The organism is Acidobacteriota bacterium, assembly GCA_016196065.1.
GTDB lineage: Bacteria > Acidobacteriota > Terriglobia > Terriglobales > Acidobacteriaceae > Acidiflorens.
Genome location: JACPYL010000025.1, coordinates 19,763 through 36,760, shown reverse-complemented (window position 1 = coordinate 36,760; position 16,998 = coordinate 19,763). Strand labels below are relative to the sequence as shown.

19 protein-coding genes are annotated in these 16,998 nt (G+C 56.8%); 4 read left to right on the top strand and 15 right to left on the bottom strand.

Annotation, left to right across the window (positions count from 1 at the left end):
* Positions 1–40 precede the first annotated feature (40 nt).
* Positions 41–697 (top strand): dienelactone hydrolase family protein, encoded by a 657-nt coding sequence (locus tag HY010_18035; protein ID MBI3477636.1) that lies wholly within the window; start codon positions 41–43, stop codon positions 695–697.
* A 45-nt stretch (positions 698–742) separates the two neighbouring features.
* Here HY010_18035 and HY010_18030 read toward each other — a convergent pair whose 3' ends face one another.
* Positions 743–1,351 carry a class I SAM-dependent methyltransferase gene (locus tag HY010_18030; protein MBI3477635.1) on the bottom strand — a complete coding sequence of 203 codons (609 nt, stop codon included), beginning with the start codon at positions 1,349–1,351 and terminating at the stop codon, positions 743–745.
* A 70-nt stretch (positions 1,352–1,421) separates the two neighbouring features.
* On the opposite strand from HY010_18030, the gene HY010_18025 reads away from it, so the two are divergent.
* The gene (locus HY010_18025) at positions 1,422–1,631 is read left to right on the top strand and encodes a hypothetical protein (GenBank protein ID MBI3477634.1); all 210 of its coding nucleotides are present in this window, start codon (positions 1,422–1,424) and stop codon (positions 1,629–1,631) included.
* A 67-nt stretch (positions 1,632–1,698) separates the two neighbouring features.
* Here HY010_18025 and HY010_18020 read toward each other — a convergent pair whose 3' ends face one another.
* The 9 genes from HY010_18020 to trpC form a co-directional block, all read right to left on the bottom strand.
* Entirely contained in the window at positions 1,699–2,379 is a 681-nt protein-coding gene (locus HY010_18020; protein ID MBI3477633.1) for a CoA transferase subunit B, read from the bottom strand.
* Positions 2,380–2,558: 179 nt separating this feature from the next.
* On the bottom strand, positions 2,559–3,254 hold the full coding sequence (locus HY010_18015) for a CoA transferase subunit A (protein MBI3477632.1): 696 nt from the start codon (positions 3,252–3,254) through the stop codon (positions 2,559–2,561).
* 79 nt (positions 3,255–3,333) lie between these two features.
* Entirely contained in the window at positions 3,334–4,206 is an 873-nt protein-coding gene (locus HY010_18010; protein ID MBI3477631.1) for a prephenate dehydrogenase, read from the bottom strand.
* A 78-nt stretch (positions 4,207–4,284) separates the two neighbouring features.
* Entirely contained in the window at positions 4,285–5,304 is a 1,020-nt protein-coding gene (aroF, locus tag HY010_18005) for a 3-deoxy-7-phosphoheptulonate synthase (GenBank protein MBI3477630.1), read from the bottom strand.
* Positions 5,305–5,420: 116 nt separating this feature from the next.
* Positions 5,421–5,741: a chorismate mutase gene (locus HY010_18000; GenBank protein ID MBI3477629.1), complete on the bottom strand. Its 321-nt coding sequence runs from the start codon at positions 5,739–5,741 to the stop codon at positions 5,421–5,423.
* A gap of 12 nt (positions 5,742–5,753) precedes the next feature.
* Entirely contained in the window at positions 5,754–6,521 is a 768-nt protein-coding gene (locus HY010_17995) for a tryptophan synthase subunit alpha (protein ID MBI3477628.1), read from the bottom strand.
* Between the two features lie 32 nt (positions 6,522–6,553).
* A complete protein-coding gene (trpB, locus tag HY010_17990) occupies positions 6,554–7,786 on the bottom strand; it encodes a tryptophan synthase subunit beta (GenBank protein MBI3477627.1) in 1,233 nt (410 codons plus the stop codon).
* A gap of 2 nt (positions 7,787–7,788) precedes the next feature.
* Entirely contained in the window at positions 7,789–8,574 is a 786-nt protein-coding gene (locus tag HY010_17985; GenBank protein ID MBI3477626.1) for a phosphoribosylanthranilate isomerase, read from the bottom strand.
* 50 nt (positions 8,575–8,624) lie between these two features.
* Positions 8,625–9,428 (bottom strand): indole-3-glycerol phosphate synthase TrpC, encoded by an 804-nt coding sequence (gene trpC, locus HY010_17980; protein ID MBI3477625.1) that lies wholly within the window; start codon positions 9,426–9,428, stop codon positions 8,625–8,627.
* A gap of 366 nt (positions 9,429–9,794) precedes the next feature.
* On the opposite strand from trpC, the gene HY010_17975 reads away from it, so the two are divergent.
* Entirely contained in the window at positions 9,795–12,239 is a 2,445-nt protein-coding gene (locus HY010_17975) for a sodium-translocating pyrophosphatase (GenBank protein MBI3477624.1), read from the top strand.
* Positions 12,240–12,313: 74 nt separating this feature from the next.
* On the opposite strand, the gene HY010_17970 is transcribed toward HY010_17975, so the two are convergent.
* Complete coding sequence (locus tag HY010_17970; GenBank protein ID MBI3477623.1) at positions 12,314–13,105, bottom strand: hypothetical protein; 792 nt, start codon at positions 13,103–13,105, stop codon at positions 12,314–12,316.
* Positions 13,106–13,299: 194 nt separating this feature from the next.
* On the opposite strand from HY010_17970, the gene HY010_17965 reads away from it, so the two are divergent.
* On the top strand, positions 13,300–13,950 hold the full coding sequence (locus HY010_17965; protein ID MBI3477622.1) for a hypothetical protein: 651 nt from the start codon (positions 13,300–13,302) through the stop codon (positions 13,948–13,950).
* A gap of 69 nt (positions 13,951–14,019) precedes the next feature.
* Here HY010_17965 and HY010_17960 read toward each other — a convergent pair whose 3' ends face one another.
* The 4 genes from HY010_17960 to rpsT all read right to left on the bottom strand — a co-directional run bounded on the left by HY010_17960 (position 14,020) and on the right by rpsT (position 16,696).
* The gene (locus HY010_17960; protein ID MBI3477621.1) at positions 14,020–14,400 is read right to left on the bottom strand and encodes a hypothetical protein; all 381 of its coding nucleotides are present in this window, start codon (positions 14,398–14,400) and stop codon (positions 14,020–14,022) included.
* A gap of 162 nt (positions 14,401–14,562) precedes the next feature.
* Complete coding sequence (rho, locus tag HY010_17955; GenBank protein MBI3477620.1) at positions 14,563–15,813, bottom strand: transcription termination factor Rho; 1,251 nt, start codon at positions 15,811–15,813, stop codon at positions 14,563–14,565.
* A gap of 82 nt (positions 15,814–15,895) precedes the next feature.
* Positions 15,896–16,111: a DNA-directed RNA polymerase subunit omega gene (locus HY010_17950; GenBank protein MBI3477619.1), complete on the bottom strand. Its 216-nt coding sequence runs from the start codon at positions 16,109–16,111 to the stop codon at positions 15,896–15,898.
* A 321-nt stretch (positions 16,112–16,432) separates the two neighbouring features.
* Positions 16,433–16,696 (bottom strand): 30S ribosomal protein S20, encoded by a 264-nt coding sequence (gene rpsT, locus HY010_17945; protein ID MBI3477618.1) that lies wholly within the window; start codon positions 16,694–16,696, stop codon positions 16,433–16,435.
* Between the last annotated feature and the right edge of the window lie 302 nt (positions 16,697–16,998).

The window sequence follows — 16,998 nt, the reverse complement described above, 5'->3', positions numbered from 1 at the left end:
CTTGCCGTGTCTCCGCCTGCACGACCCGAAATGATTGCCTATGCCCACGGTTTCTGAATCGCAATTGACATTCGAGAGCGGAGGCAAACCCATCCGCCTCGATGCCTACCTCCCGGACACAACCGGACCGCACCCAACCGTCCTCGCGCTTTACGGTTCAGGCGGCGGAGTCGCGGGCATGAACGAGCCTGCGACTATGTTGGCGGAGCGGGGTTTTGCCGTGTTCGTTCTTCACTATTTCGATCGCACCGGCACAACTGAAGCCACTGACAAGCAGACCATCTTCCGGAATTTCCCCGCGTGGGGAAAGACTGTTTGGGACGCGATCAGTCACATCGAAAAACATCAGCAGGTTGACGCATCGCGCATCGGAGTTCTCGGATTCTCACTCGGTGCTTACCTTGCTCTCTCCGTAGCGTCGGTGGATTCACGCGTCAAAGCAGTGGTTGAATTTTTTGGAGGTCTGCCCAAAGAGATGCGATTCTTCATGCGGCGCCTCTGTCCCACGCTCATTCTCCACGGCGAGAGCGACACTACAGTACCAGTGCAGGAGGCGTACGACTTGCAAGACCTGCTGGTAAAGAAGGAAATCCCCTACGAGATCAAAATCTATCCGGGCGTCGCCCACGGCTTTGATTCCGAGACCTGGAAAGATGCCGGAGTCCGTAGCCTTCAGTTTCTGCAGCGCTATTTGTAAACAAGACCAACTGGAGCGGCGCGAACCCACAAATTCCAAGAACAGTTATTTCGGTTTGACGCCGACGATTTGCACAACTGCTCCCGTGCCCATATGAAACTGTCCCTCATTCACGTCTCGATCCAATTCTGCTGCATGCATCAAGGTGAGTCCTTCGAGTTCCGCGCGTAACTCGGAGAGTGACATGAGCATATCGGCCTGCTCACCGCGTGGTCCGCCGATGCCCCCGATTTCAACTTGGCGTGGAGTGTAGGCCTCAAGTAAAAATACTCCGCCGGGTGCAAGTCCCTGCACCACCCGTCGATGGAGAGGCTTTCTCACAGCTGGCGGCGTATGCCCAAAAATGGACACAATGCCTTGCCACGAGCCGGGCTGGATCTCGAAGTTGGCCAGATTTCCAACTTGCGTATGTAAAGAGACTCCCTGCTCCGCAGCGAGGGACGCAGCTTTGGCGAGTCCCACATCGGAGAGATCGACCGCTACCACTTCGTAGCCCAACTTCGCCAGGTAAACCGCATTGCGGCCTTGGCCTTCCGCCAGACAAAGCACACGTCCAGCGGGAATCTTCTGCGCTACCGATACCAGAAATTCATTGGGTTGTGTTCCGTAGGCGTATCCGGGTTGTCCGTATCGCTCATTCCAGAAAGTATTCATGAAGGGGGCAGACCCATTTGCGGGAACTTCTTCCTGCAACTATCGTATCTGTAGCAGGGAGTATTGTGCCATGATCGCGTTTCTTCTTTGGTGCCTTCTGTTCGTTCTGTGCTGGCCGCTGGCGCTCCTGGCGCTGGTCTTGTATCCGATCGTGTGGCTCGTGCTACTGCCGTTTCGATTGTTGGGAATTGCAGTCAACGGAGTGCTCGCCTTGGTGTGGGCGGTAGTGATGTTCCCGGCGAGATTGCTGAGCGCTCCCTTCCGGCTTCGCCATACGTAGGACTGCACGCGGCATTCAGCGCTTCAGCTGAAACTGCGTGTGGCCTGTGGAATTGTGTCTGGAGTGTCTAGCCTTGCATGACCTTGAGAGTTGGGCTGACACGCAGGTGCGCTTCTGTCGCACGCTGAACTTCCTCAGCGGATACGCCCTGCGCGACTTCCTCCAACACCAGTCCCTGCGGCGTCACGTTGATATACGCCATCTCCGTCACGATGGTGTGCACGACTCCCACACCCGTCAGCGGTAACGTGCATGTTTTCAGAATTTTCGGCTGGCCGTCTTTGGTGGTGTGTTCCATGGCAATGATGACGCGCCGCGCGCCTGCCACCAAATCCATCGCGCCACCCATGCCTTTGACCATTTTGCCGGGAATCATCCAATTTGCGAGGTTGCCTTTCTCATCCACTTCCATTGCACCCAGCACGCTCAGGTCAACGTGTCCGCCGCGGATCATCGCGAAAGAATCAGCGCTCGAAAAGTAAGCGGTGCCGGGAAGCTCGCTGACCGTTTCTTTTCCGGCATTGATCAAGTCCGCGTCTTCCTGACCCTCGATCGGATACGGTCCAATGCCGAGCATCCCGTTCTCGCTCTGCAGGACAACATCCATGCCCGCCGGGACGTAGCTGGCAATGAGCGTGGGAAGGCCGATGCCGAGGTTCACATAGAATCCGTCCCGCAATTCGCAAGCAATGCGCTTCACGATTCGTTCGCGCTTGTCGGCGTCTTTGAATTTGATTTCTGCTGACATGGTGTCTTCTTTGGCCTGGATGTCGTTGGTCGTTCGTCGCTCGTCGTTCGTCCTTCGCTATTCGCCCTTTCGTGATTCGTCTGCCGTCTCTGGGTGTTAGCGAAGGCGCCGGGCGGGCAGTCGCGGTCTCCAGCGAACCGCGAACGACGAACAGCGAACGACCAGCGACTGACGACTCTTCACCCTTTCCTCACCATTCTCTTCTCAATCCTCTTCTCAAACACCGCACCCTGAAAGATTCTCTTCACGAACACGCTGGGAGTATGCACGAGGTCGGGATCGAGTTCTCCCGGTTCGACCAGATGTTCCACTTCCGCAATCGTTACTTTGGCGGCGGTGGCCATCATGGGATTGAAATTCCGCGCCGTCTTGCGATAGGTGAGATTGCCCCACCGATCGCCCTTCCAGGCCTTGATAAACGCGAAGTCAGCTTTCAGAGCGCGTTCCATGATGTAGGAACGTCCATCGAACTCGCGCGCTTCTTTGCCCTCGGCGACCACCGTGCCGACTCCCGTCGGAGTAAAGAATGCGGGAATCCCCGCGCCACCCGCGCGAATACGCTCGGAAAAAGTCCCCTGCGGCACCAGGTCGAGTTGCACAGTGCCAGCCAATACCATTTTCTCGAGCAACTTGTTCTCGCCAACGTAGGTTCCGATATGGCGGCGAATCTGTCCATTGGCAAGGAGCAACCCCACGCCCAGGCCGTCCACACCGGCGTTGTTGCTGATGGTGGTCAGATTCTTCGTGCCCTTCTGAGCGAGAGCGCGGATCAGATTCTCCGGCATCCCGCACAGGCCGAATCCGCCAATCAGGATGCTGGCTCCGTCGAACACGTCCTTGATCGCTTCTTCGGCGCTGACGACGACCTTGTTCATGGCAGAGAAATTCTATCGGAAGCAGAAATATATTGCAGAAGTGAGAAGTCAGAATGAAGAATATCTACAATCTGATTTTCTACTTTTTCAACCGCTTTGTTGGAGTCTTCCTCAACTGGTGTGCCCGCTCGAATTCTTCGGCCAGTTGTTTCGTGCCCAGGTTCTCCCGGATGTGCGCTAGCCGTTGTTCGATCTTCAGCAGCGCGTCTCCCAGATTCGCTTTATTTGTGATCGCGATATCGCGCCACATCGAGTAAGGACTGCCGGAAATCCGCGTCAATTCGCGCAGGGCTCGTCCGCCGATATCGAGCAGAGGCGCATCGGCGCCGAATTCATCGACCAGCGTGGCGGCGACGGCGGTCGAAATCATTTGCGGCAGATGGCTGATCCAAGCACAGAAGCGATCGTGAACCGCAGGATCAAGCAGGGCCACCTTTGCGCCCAGCTTTTCGACGCAGTGCAAGAATTCGCCGCTCAATCCGGCATGAACGTTCTGACGAGGCAGAGGCGTGAATAGCCAGGCGGCGCCTTCGAAAAGATCAGCGTCGGCAAAATCCACGCCTGCTTGTTCTTTTCCAGCCATCGGATGCCCACCCAGGAAACGTTGCCCAGCCGATTTCCCAAACGACTTCGATGCGCGCATCGCAACTTCTAGTTTGGTGCTGCCAACGTCGGTGACGAGCGTACGCGAAGGGAGCGCGGGCCCGAGGCGGTCAATGTGGTCGAGGATCGCCATCACCGGTGTAGCCAGGACGACGAGGTCGCTGCCCCGCACCGCATCGACGGGATTCGCAGTGCCGGCGTCGATTGCGCCACGGTCTTTCGCGCGCTCCAGCACCGGAGCGCGATCGCAACCGATTACCCGGCTGACCAAGCGCCGCTTTTTGAGCGCCAAGCCGAACGATCCGCCGATCAGCCCGGTTCCGATGATGGTGACTTGTTTGAAGACCATGGTGAACCGTCGTTAGCCCATCGTCGTTAGTCGTTCGCTTTGTGCCATTCGCCAGCGACCAACGACTAGCGACGCTGTTTAAGCGATTTCGCGGCCGACTGCCGGCGCGATCATGCGGAGCTGGTCCATGAGTTTCGCGAACTGTTCCGGATAAAGAGACTGCGCGCCGTCGGAGAGCGCCTTGTCCGGCTGATGATGGACTTCAATCAACAGCGCATCGGAACCCGCAGCGACCGACGCCAGTGCCATGGGCGCGACTTTGTCGCGCCGTCCGGTGCCGTGGGATGGATCGGCAGCCATGGGCAAGTGCGACAGCTTGTGAATGATCGGAATGGCAGAAATATCCATCGTGTTGCGCGTGTAAGTCTCAAACGTGCGAATGCCGCGTTCGCACAAAATGATTTCGTAGTTCCCGCCGGAGAGCAAATATTCCGCGGATAGCAGGAGTTCTTCCAGAGTGGCGGCGATGCCGCGCTTGAGCAAGACGGGCTTGCGCACTTTTCCGAGTTCGCGCAGTAAATTGAAATTCTGCATGTTGCGCGCGCCCACCTGGAAGATATCCACGTAGGGCAGCATGATCGGAATCTGCGAAATCTCCATCACCTCGCTGATCACCAGCAGGTTGAACCGATCCCCCGCTTCACGTAGCAATTTCAGTGCTTCCACGCCCATCCCTTGAAACGAATACGGAGACGAGCGCGGCTTGTATGCGCCCCCACGGAGCGCGAGTGCTCCGGCTTTCGCAATCTGTTCCGATACCGCAAAGAGTTGCTCGCGCGACTCGACCGAGCACGGGCCCGCCATGACGACGACTTTGGGTCCGCCGATCTCAACGCCGTTGGAAAATTTTACGATTGTGCCTTCGGGACGGAAATTCCGTCCTGCAAGTTTGTAGGGAGCAGAGATGCGATGAACTTCCTGCACTCCTGGCATCATCTCGATTTCGCGGATATCGAAATCATGCGGCGCGCCAACGCCACCGAGCACAGTCTGCCGGGCGCCCGTGGAGCGATGAACTTCAAAGCCCATCCGGACCAGTTGATCGATGACTTGCTGGATCAGGTCTTCGGAGGACGCTTCCTGCATTGCGACGATCATGCTTGTCCCCGTATTGATTGGCGGCTCGCCGGGAGTGAATTGTGGCGGCGGCCAACAGGACTCTGGCTCTGCTCAGGATGACAATTCATAAGATTTCCAAAGTGCGTATTTTCACGCTAGTCGTTCGTCTGCGAATCAATCTCCGTGCCATGCGGTTTGGGATCGGCATCCGGGACGAATTCGTGTTTCTGAATGGTGCGCATGACATCCATGATGCGTTCGTAAATCTGCTCCAGGTCGCGGCTGCCCAGCGGTCCGGCATTGACCTTCTGCACGTGGGCAATCACTTCGCGCTCACGTTGTGGCTCGTATATGGGCAGATTGGTATTACGCTTCAGTCTCCCGATGCCGATCGCCGCACTGGCGCGCTGGTTGAGCAGTTCCACCAGTTTCTGGTCGAGTTCGTCGATTTTCTTGCGCCAGTCAGAAATGTCCATAGGAGCTGCGGGCTACGAGCTGCGAGCTGCGAGCGAACCTACAAATTCTGCCACAGACACGGCTTCCCGTCCGGGATTTCGTTCGATTATTTGCACAATCGCGCTGCCAATGACTGCTCCCTCGGCATATTTGCCTACGGCGGCGAACTGTTCCGGCGTCGAAATTCCGAAGCCGACTGCCACCGGCAATTTCGTAAATCGTCGCAACCGCTTCACCAGTCCATTCGCATCTTCCGGCAACTGCTGGCGTGCCCCCGTGACTCCCGTGCGGGAGACCGCATAAACAAAGCCCGTGGAGACTGCCGCAATCTGTTTCAGGCGCACGTCGGTGCTGGTGGGAGCCACCAGGAAGATCGTCGCGAGATCGTTAGAACGCGCTTCACGAAGATATCCTGCTGATTCTTCGACCGGAAGGTCCGTGATCAACACGCCGTCCAGGCCCGCATGCCGCGCGATTTTGCAGAACTTCGCGATTCCCATCTGCAGGATCGGATTGAGGTACGAAAAGATAATCAGGCCGACCGACTGCGAATGTTCGCGGATTTCCGCTGCCAGTTTCAATACTTGTTCAAGAGAGGTCCCATGCTTCAACGCTCGCTCGCTGGCTCGTTGAATTACGGGCCCGTCGGCCAGCGGGTCGCTGAACGGCACACCTAACTCGATAATCCCCGCTCCCGCCTCAATAGCCGCGATGATGATCTCGCGCGTGGTTGCGAGGTTGGGGTCGCCGCAGGTTACGTAGGCGACGAGAGTCGGTTTATTTTCAAAATGAAAGGGCATGGAAAAATTGGTGATTTACAGTTACAGATCTCTCAGTCCAGCTTCAAGTTCTCGCGCATGATCCCGACATCCTTATCGCCTCGTCCCGAAACATTCACGATCAGAATTTCGGACTTTTTCATTTTCGGCGCGCGCTTGATTGCTTCGGCCACCGCGTGTGCCGATTCCAGTGCCGGGATAATTCCTTCGGTTCGCGCCAAAACAGTAGTTGCCTTCAAAGCTTCCGTGTCCGAAGCCGACACATATTCTGCGCGGCCAGAGTCCTTGAGCATCGCATGTTCTGGCCCAATCGAAGGATAATCGAGCCCCGCCGAAACCGAGTGAGTCAATGAAATCTGCCCCGCTTTGTCTTGCAGCACGTAAGAGAACGTTCCCTGCAATACCCCAGGTGATCCACCGTGAAACCGGGCCGCGTGCTCGCCCAGCGCATTGCCGCGTCCGCCCGCTTCCACGCCGATCAACTGAACTTTCTTGTCTTTCAGGAAGTCGTAGAAAATTCCAATGGAATTCGATCCGCCGCCCACACAAGCGATGATTGCGTTGGGCAATCTACCTTCTGCTTTGAGAATCTGCTTCCGCGCTTCGCGTCCGATGACGCGGTGAAAGTCCCGAACCATCGTCGGATACGGATGCGCACCCAGAACGCTGCCGAGAAGATAGTGCGTGGTGCGGACGTTGGTGACCCAATCGCGCATCGCTTCATTGATTGCGTCTTTCAGCGTGCGCGATCCCGAATCGACGCCACGAACCTCGGCCCCCAGCAAGCGCATCCGGAAGACGTTCAATTCCTGGCGCCGCATGTCCTCGGTGCCCATGTATACGACGCACTCGAATCCCAGCAGAGCGCACACGGTGGCCGTGGCGACTCCGTGCTGTCCAGCGCCGGTTTCCGCGATCACGCGATGCTTGCCCATACGCTCGACCAGCAATGCCTGGCCGATGCAGTTGTTGATTTTGTGCGCGCCGGTGTGGAGCAGGTCTTCGCGTTTCAAATAAATCTTCGCGCCGCCCAGTTTCTTTGTGAGTCGCTCGGCATAGAACAGCGGCGTTGGCCGTCCCGCAAACTGTTTGAGAAGGTAGTCGAGGCGCTGCTGAAACTTGCGATCCTTCTTGGCCTTCTCATACTCGAGTTCCAGTTCTTCGAGCGCGGCCATTAGCGTTTCGGGCACGTAGCGTCCGCCGTAAACGCCAAACCGTCCCGCAGTTAACGCAGGCTTTTTGACGGACTTTCGTGCTGCTTGTCGTGTGACGCTAGCGGTTGCCATAGTCAGTCGCTCTCATCTGCCGCGCGCACGGCTTCTACAAATGCACGGATCTTGTTCCGGTCTTTTTTCCCCGGCGCACTTTCTACGCCCGTCGAAACGTCCACGCCCCACGGATGGAGAATGTGAATCGCCTCCTGCACGTTGCCCGCGTGCAGTCCGCCGGCCACGATCAACTTACTGATGCTGTTGATGATTCCTGCCCACGGTTGCACCCGCTCCCAATCGAAAGCCTGTCCGGTGCCGCCCCGCTGGTTGGAATTGGAAGAATCGAGCAACACTCCCGTGATAATACCGGGACGAAATCCATGCGTTTCGAGAAAAAGATCGCCGTTCTGTGCGACATGAATTTTTTGGACGCGCTTGCCCTTGTACGCTTCGTCGGGCTCGACCAATCCACTCGTTACCGGATCCCATCCGACACTCTGATCCGCTGGCTTATCGAAGATGTGCGCCGCACAAGTCCGAAAAATAATCGGCCTCCGCAAATCTTTCGACAGGGCGCGAAAAAGGGCACGCGAGAATTCGGCATCTTCATCGCCATGCAGCTGTACTGCCGTGAGACCGGTTTCGGACACGATCTTCTGAATACCCTCAACAGTCTCATTCACGAACACGCCAATCTTTTCCACCTTCAGCGGGAGTTCGGCGACGATCGACTTGACTGTATCTACGCTTACGAAACGCTTGCTCTTGTCGTAGAACACAAATCCCAGAGCGTTCGCGCCCGCCTGCACGGCAGCCTGCGCGTCCTCAGCGTTCGTGTTCCCGCAGATCTTGATCCAAGTCATAAGAAACAGTGGTCAGTGGCTAGTGGTCAGTGGCTAGTGAAACTTTCAGCTCAACCCACTACTACTTTTGCTTCGTTCAACAACTGTTGGAGGGCTTCTCCCGGACGCTCTGCTCTCATCAGCGATTCGCCAATCAGGAAAGCGTCATATCCCGCGTTGCGCAATTGCGCAATGTCGGCGCCGGAATGAATGCCACTCTCGGCCACGCGCACACATCCCGACGGAACCTTCTCGCCCAGCCGAAACGTGGTCGCCAGATCAACGTGAAACGTTTTGAGGTCCCGGCTATTGACGCCGATCAGGTCGCATCCGGCATCCAGCGCTCGCTGCAACTCAGTTTCATCATGGACTTCGCACAGCACATCGAGTTCGTGGGCCCGCGCAGCGCGGTCGAATGCAATGATTTCTTTCTGCTCCAGCGCAGCCAAAATCAGCAGGATCGCATCGGCACTATAAGCGCGCGATTCCAGGATCTGAAACTCATCGACCATAAAGTCTTTGCGCAGACAGGGAAGAGTGGTCGCCGCGGAAGCCTGTTCGAGGTAAGCCAGCGATCCCTGGAAAAACTCTTCGTCGGTTAGCACCGAAAGAGCGGCGGCGCCTGCCTGCTCCAACTGCAACGCCAACTCGGACGGGCGAAACTCCGCACGGATCAATCCCTTTGATGGCGAGGCTTTTTTTAGTTCCGCGATGATGGCGGGATTGCCGGTCGACATCCGCCTTAGTTGTGCGCGGAAGCCTCGGGGTTTGTGTTCTGCTGCTTTTCGCTCCAAAGCTCGCAAGTCCGTACCTCGCCGGCTTTCGGAAACACGTTTCCGAGTGGCGGATACGATGGAGTCGAGGGAGGCAGGCATGTTTATTGATTATACGGAAGCGAGCCGCCGTTAAGGGTTTTGCGTTGTCGCTGAATTTCCGTTCGATTCTATTCGTTTCGAGGCCCCGTGGCAGAGTTGGAACCAGCGACCTGTATCCGTTGACCTAACCCACTCAAGATGCTATAAACATTGGTCCCGTGCCGGAGGTGTGTGGCCTGTCATGCAGGCGAACCGGCGGCACGAGCATTTTCGACGCGGCCAAATCGGCACTCATCAATTGTCTTGATTCTGTCTTAACGGTGGAAGCGCGTTCGGAACTCCGGCAGCGAGTGGCCGGCAAAGCCACCCGTAGTGATCCCTGAATATCAGTAACCGATCCTTGGAGGATTTGAAATGCGCACTTGGATGGAGACCCTCGCGTCCGGGGGATTCCGGTTGTCGAAAACTTTCGCGACTTTTGCGACTTTGTTGCTCCTGACCGCCGCCACGGCGGTCGCTCAACCAACGGAAGAAGCCGGTGAGGCCGCACTCAAGCTTCCTGACCTTTCGTCGGTGTCGTTCCTGGGCATGGACGGCCACCGCATTCTCTTGATCGGCCTGCTGTTTTGCGTCTTCGGCCTGGGCTTCGGCATGGCAATCTATATGCGCCTGAAGAACCTGCCGGTGCACAAGGTCATGCTGGAGGTTTCGGAACTCATCTACGAAACCTGCAAGACCTATCTCGTGACCCAGGGCAAGTTTCTGATGCTGCTGTGGGCGTTTATCGCAGCCATCATCGTCCTCTACTTCGGTGTGTTGCGGCACTTTGAAATTCCGCGCGTGATGATCATCCTGGTGTTCAGCCTGGTCGGTATCGCGGGCAGCTATGGCGTGGCCTGGTTCGGCATTCGCGTGAACACCTTTGCGAATTCCCGCACCGCGTTCGCGTCACTCCATGGAAAGCCTTACCCGGTCTACCAGATTCCTCTCGAAGCAGGCATGTCGATCGGCATGATGCTGATTTCGGTCGAACTGCTGATCATGCTCTTCATTCTTCTCTTCGTGCCGGGCGACTACGCGGGTCCATGCTTCATCGGATTCGCTATCGGCGAATCGTTGGGCGCGGCTGCTCTGCGTATCGCTGGCGGCATCTTTACCAAGATTGCCGACATCGGCGCCGACCTGATGAAGATCGTCTTCAAGATCAAGGAAGACGACGCTCGCAACCCGGGCGTAATCGCCGACTGTACCGGTGACAATGCCGGCGACTCGGTCGGGCCGTCTGCCGATGGTTTCGAAACTTACGGCGTCACAGGCGTGGCGCTGATCACGTTCATCCTGTTGGGCGTGAAAGAGCCGATGGTTCAAGTCCAGCTTCTGGTCTGGATCTTCGTCATGCGCATCATGATGCTGATCGCCAGCGCGCTGGCGTATTTCATCAACAGCGCGATTGCGAAAGGCCGCTACGGCAGCGCCGATCACATGAATTTTGAGACGCCGCTGACTTCGCTGGTTTGGATCACCTCGATCGTTTCGATCGTCGCCACCTACATCGTTTCCTATCTCATCATCCCCAACTTGGGTGGCGATACGACACAATGGTGGAAGCTGGCTTCGATCATCTCCTGCGGAACGCTCGCAGGCGCAGTGATTCCGGAATTAGTGAAGGCTTTCACGTCGGTGGAATCGCGGCACGTCAACGAAGTCGTCACGTCGGCAAAAGAGGGCGGCGCATCGCTCGGAATTCTTTCCGGCTTTGTGGCCGGCAACTTTTCCGGTTACTGGCTCGGACTCACCATGGTCGCGTTGATGTCGGTCGCCTATTTCTTCAGCCTGATGGGCCTGACCGCGGCAGCCACCATGATTGCCGCTCCCGTCTTCGCCTTCGGCCTGGTCGCCTTCGGCTTCCTCGGCATGGGGCCGGTGACGATTGCGGTCGATTCTTACGGCCCGGTTACCGACAACGCACAGTCGGTGTACGAGCTTTCACTGATTGAGCAAGTCCCCAACATCAAGGCGGAACTCAAGAAGGACTTCTCGATCGACGCCAACTTCGAACGCGCCAAGGACCTGCTGGAAGAAAACGACGGTGCCGGCAACACCTTCAAAGCCACCGCCAAACCAGTGTTGATCGGAACCGCAGTCGTCGGCGCGACCACCATGATTTTCTCCATCATCATGGCTCTGACCAGCGGTCTGACCACGAATGTCGACAAGCTGTCCTTGCTGCACGCCCCGTTTTTCCTCGGACTGATCACCGGCGGTGCCATGATTTATTGGTTCACGGGCGCTTCCACGCAGGCTGTGACTACGGGTGCGTACCGTGCCGTCGAGTTCATCAAAGCCAATATCAAACTCGAAGGCGCAACCAAAGCGTCGGTCACTGACAGCAAGAAGGTCGTCGAGATCTGTACCAAGTACGCGCAGAAAGGTATGTTCAACATCTTTCTGGCCGTGTTCTTCGGCACACTGGCGTTCGCGTTCGTGGAGCCGTTTTTCTTCATCGGCTACCTGATTTCGATTGCGATCTTCGGCCTCTACCAGGCCATCTTCATGGCCAATGCCGGAGCTGCATGGGATAACGCCAAGAAGATCGTGGAAACGAAACTCAAGCAGAAGGGAACTCCTCTGCATGACGCAACCGTAATCGGCGACACCGTCGGAGATCCTTTCAAGGACACGTCTTCCGTGGCCATGAATCCGGTCATCAAGTTCACGACGTTGTTCGGACTCCTGGCAGTGGAACTTGCCGTCTCGCTCACCCGCGATCAGGGCTCGAACCTGACGCACGTCCTGGCGCTGGCTTTCTTCGCGGTGTCAGTGTTCTTCGTATACCGGTCGTTCTACGGGATGCGAATTTCGTCTGAGTAAATTTGTCTCAAAGCAAAAAGAAAACGCCATCCAGTCTCTCTGGGTGGCGTTCTCTTTTTTTGGTTGCAATATGCCTATTGTTGCTTGGTCAGAACCAGAGTCTGACTTCCCAATCCGGAGCACTCATCTGACGTGCTGTCGTAATCTCCAGTCATGCTAGTGGGGTTTGTAATGCTATCCAACGCCACATTGGAGTACCCGAAGCCGCTTTGTGCGCTGATGTTGACCACGCTTCCGGCGACCGACGACAGGGTTAGTGCTACGGGTTCGACGCACGCCGTCCCGGTGTAGGTCAGGGTGCCGGTCAGTTCGAAGGAACCATTTTCCGCTGCCGCGGCCGATTGGACTAATGCCACCGAGACTCCGACCGTGGAGATTCCATTCCCGCGCCCAAAGACGGGCGTGAGAGTTCCGTTCCAGGTGCCGCTGAGTGAGGGCACAGCGCCGGCCGTGATTGTGCCTTCATCGGCGCAGCCGCCCGTGATCGTATAGTTTCCAGTCAGCGAGTCTTTCGTCCCGGACGCCGTAACACTGATTACGTTGCCGTCGAACGCTGCCGAGGTTAGTGTGATGTCGCTGCCTTTCACCGTGCCGGTGAAGGCGAGAGTCTGATCGCTGATGCATCCGGAGTTGCTGACGGACAAGGTTCCCGTCAGCTTGTTGCCGCTCTGGGAAAGGTTTCCGCCAAGAACATATGTCGAGATCACTTTATTCAGCTTGGGTGCGGTCGATGTTGCCACGAACGCCCAGTTTCCCTGCGTGAATGCCGTGTTGCTGATGGTCGAGCCGCAACCGACGAGCGACAGGGCCAGGAACGCGGCCACTCCGGCCAGCGCTACAAACTTGAGAATACCTGAGAGCTTCATAATTCCTCCGAGACCGGTGCACGCCTGTTAGGTCATGTACTGGTGGACGTATTTCAACCTGACTCGGTAATGTTGGGAAGATTACGAATGTAATCGCCTGCCTTTGTTGTCAGCGTCTTGGCGAGGCTGGTCGCAACATAAGCGCAACGATTTCAGATTTCCTTCGACTTCGGCAGACGTGCTAATTTGTTGCCATGTTCATCGGACATTTCGGCGTGGCCTTTGCAGCGAAACGGCTTGCGCCCCGTACTTCGCTGGGCTGGATGGTGTTGGCGGCGCAGTTCCTCGATTTTCTGTGGCCGATTTTTCTGCTGTTCGGCATGGAACATGTTCGCGTCGTGCCGGGCATTACCAAAGTGCAGCCGTTGGACTTCTACGACTATCCCTTTTCCCACAGTTTGACGATGGCTCTGCGCTGGGGACTCGCCCTCGGACTCGTCTACTACTTGCTGCGCCGCTATGTTCGAGGAGCCTGGGTGTTGGCAGCGCTCGTGATCAGCCACTGGGTGCTGGACTACGTTTCTCATCGTCCAGACCTGCCCCTGTGGCCCGGCGGCCCCAAGGTCGGGATGGGTTTGTGGAATTCGTGGCCCGCATCGATCACGGTTGAATTGCTGATTTTTGGAGTAGGAATCTGGCTTTATCTCAGCGCCAATCCGGCACGCCCTCGAGGAGTCAACTGGCAACTCTGGAGTTTGGTAGCACTGTTGTCGCTAGGTTGGATCGCCGCCCTGCTCGCGCCCCCTCCAACTGACACCCACCAGTTGGCGCTCGGCACCTTAGTGATGTGGATTACCGTTCCCTGGGCGGCATGGGCAGACAGAAAGGCGACAGCTGGCAGTTAGCCTTTGGCACTGAGCCTTTAGCCACACCCTCCCGCATGCGGGGATATGGCTAAGTGTTAGGCGATGGGGTTAGTATGCGTCCTTCATCTTGTCCTTCACACTCTTCGCCAGTTTCTCGATCTCCTGCGCCTTCTTGACCACGTCGATGGACAGAATGTTGGGATTCGTCTTGTCGACGTTCTGCTTGAGTTCTTCGGCCAGAGCGAGAAGCTTCTCGGTATCGCGACGCAGAGCGATCTGCCGTTCGATAAAAATATTCTTGAGCGTCGCCTGTGCCAACCGTTCGCGAGGCTCGACCCAGTTGTCGGCAATGGCCGTGCGACGGATTTCGGCGTCGCGGGCGATGCCCGGGTTTTGCGTTTGAGCGACTTCCTTGGCTGGGGGTTGTGACTGCGCTTGCAGGGCGGACGTGCCAAACAACAAGATCAAAGGTAGAACGTAATTCCGCATACCGTGCTCCTGCACCTCTTTAGCACGGTCTGCCTGTGGAATAGACGAGTGAATGTCGAAGGAGAGAACGAAGGTAACAGTAGAAACGCTGCGAGCTTCGAGCCTGACCCGAAGGTCTCAGGTTTACTCGAAGCCCGTAGCTCGAAGCCCGCAGCGCTCTACCTACAACGAACTCATCTTTGCAAGGAACTCACTGTTAGTCCCAGCCTTGGCCAGGCGCTCGATCAGCAGTTCCATGGCTTCGACGGGCGACAGCGGGTTCAGCACTTTGCGGAGCACCCAGATACGCGTCAGGTCTTCCTTCGGAATCAGCAGCTCTTCTTTTCGCGTGCCGGAGCGCTGAATGTCGATCGCTGGGAACGTGCGCTTATCAACCAGTTTGCGTTCCAGGATGATTTCCGAATTGCCCGTACCTTTGAATTCTTCGAAGATCACATCGTCCATGCGGGACCCGGTATCGATCAAAGCAGTAGCGATGATCGTGAGCGAGCCGCCTTCTTCGATGTTGCGAGCCGATCCGAAGAAGCGCTTCGGACGCTGCAACGCATTCGAGTCCACGCCGCCGGAGAGCACTTTGCCCGAAGGCGGAACAATCGTGTTGTAGGCGCGAGCCAGGCGAGTAATCGAATCAAGCAGGATGACGACATCACGCTTGTGCTCGACCAGGCGCTTCGCTTTTTCAATCACCATCTCGGCGACCTGGACGTGACGGGCAGCCGGTTCGTCGAAGGTCGAAGAAATAACCTCGCCCTTCACCGAGCGCTGCATATCCGTAACTTCTTCGGGACGTTCGTCGATGAGGAGCACCATCAACACAACTTCAGGATGATTCGCAGTAATCGAGTTCGCGACATTCTGCAAGAGCATCGTCTTGCCGGCGCGGGGCGGGGAAACGATCAGTCCACGCTGCCCTTTGCCAAGTGGCGTAAGCAGGTCCATGACGCGGGCGCTGATGTTCTCGCGGGTGGTCTCGAGCTTCAGACGTTCCTGCGGATACAGCGGCGTCAGGTTGTCGAACAGGATCTTGTTCCGCGCTTCGTCGGGCGACTCAAAGTTGACCGCCTCGATCTTCACCAGCGCGAAATACTTTTCGCCTTCATGCGGCGGACGTACCTGGCCGCTGATGGTGTCACCGGTCTTCAAGTCGAACTTGCGGATCTGCGACGGCGACACGTAAATGTCGTCCGGGCCCGGCAGATAGTTGTAGTCAGGCGAGCGCAGGAAGCCGTAGCCGTCGGGCAGGATTTCCAATACACCTTCTGCGAAAATGTGGCCTTCTTTTTCACTTTGCGCCTGCAGGATCTTGAAGATAAGGTCCTGTTTGCGGAGTCCGCTGGCGCCCGGCAGTTCCAGAGATCGGGCGATCTTGGTCAGCTCGGTAATATTCTTTTCTTTCAGTTCTGCGATGGTCATATTCACCTACGGGATGGATTTTTCTCGGGAGGGATTCTCTCGGGGGGATCAAGCCGCCGTGTGGGCACACGGCGGAACTGCACTAAGCAGCCCGCCTTTGTGCCTCGGCGAAGTTCTCCGGTTCACTCAAAATGTCATGGCGCTGCGCGCCCGCGATCTTGTCGAAAACCTGGTTCATGGTTTCCTGGATGCGAGTGTTCGGCCGATGAAACTTGCGCGTTGCCTTGGATGCCAACTGGCAAAGCATGTAACGGTTCCGCAAAGTCTCGACTGCGTCAAATACACGATCAGAGCGCATTTGCTTTGTTCTCCTGACTAGTAAGGATTGATGCGACTAAGGCATTCCATCTTCCCGCCCACTGGACGACGGCTACCCTGGTAGCTGGCCAAAATACATTTGGGCTGGGTTGGTAAGGAAAAAGCCAGAGTCACCCAAATAGATGCCACACCCACCGCGAAAGTTGCTAGTTTCTTGGGATTTGACGCGCTTTGCGCGGGCGGAGGTTCGTCAGGACGGCCAGTACTACCTGTATGTCCGAGGAACACGTTAGTGTAGCAGAACCTGGCGGCAGGTCAAGGAAATTGTACGTACCGCGCCGCCCATGCTTCGTCGTGCCGTCTATTTCAGAGCGCTTAAACGCTTGCCAAGGCGGGACTTATACCGCGAAGCCGTATTTTCGTGCAGTACGCCCTTTTGGATCGCCTTGTCGAGCGCCGAAACCGTCGCCCGGTACACGGTCGAAGCTTCCGTCTTGTTGCCTTTTGCGAGGCTCTCGCGCATGTCGCGCAAGGCGCCGCGCAACTGCGATGCGCTCACGCGATTGCGAGTGGTTCGTTTCTCTGTCTGACGGGCGCGCTTCACCGCCGAAAAATGATTCGCCATGTTGCTTATTTACCTTCGATTGTCCCGGAATCCACCAGGAAGATATTCGGAGTAGACCGAACAAACATTCTACGGGAGCAAGTTGCGTCCGGTCAAACAGTCGGGGAGGGGGTAGGCTCAGCTTGCCCGAGTTTTTACCACGAACGACACGAAGGTGCGCCACGAAGCTTCGCGCGCCTTTGTGATACTTAGTGCCCTTCGTGGTGGCGTTTCTGCGAGCGGCCGGGATGATGGGAATTGTCCGGGTTGAGCCTTCTTCCCCACAATGACATTTCAGAGTGCGGGGTCGCCTCCTTCTGGTG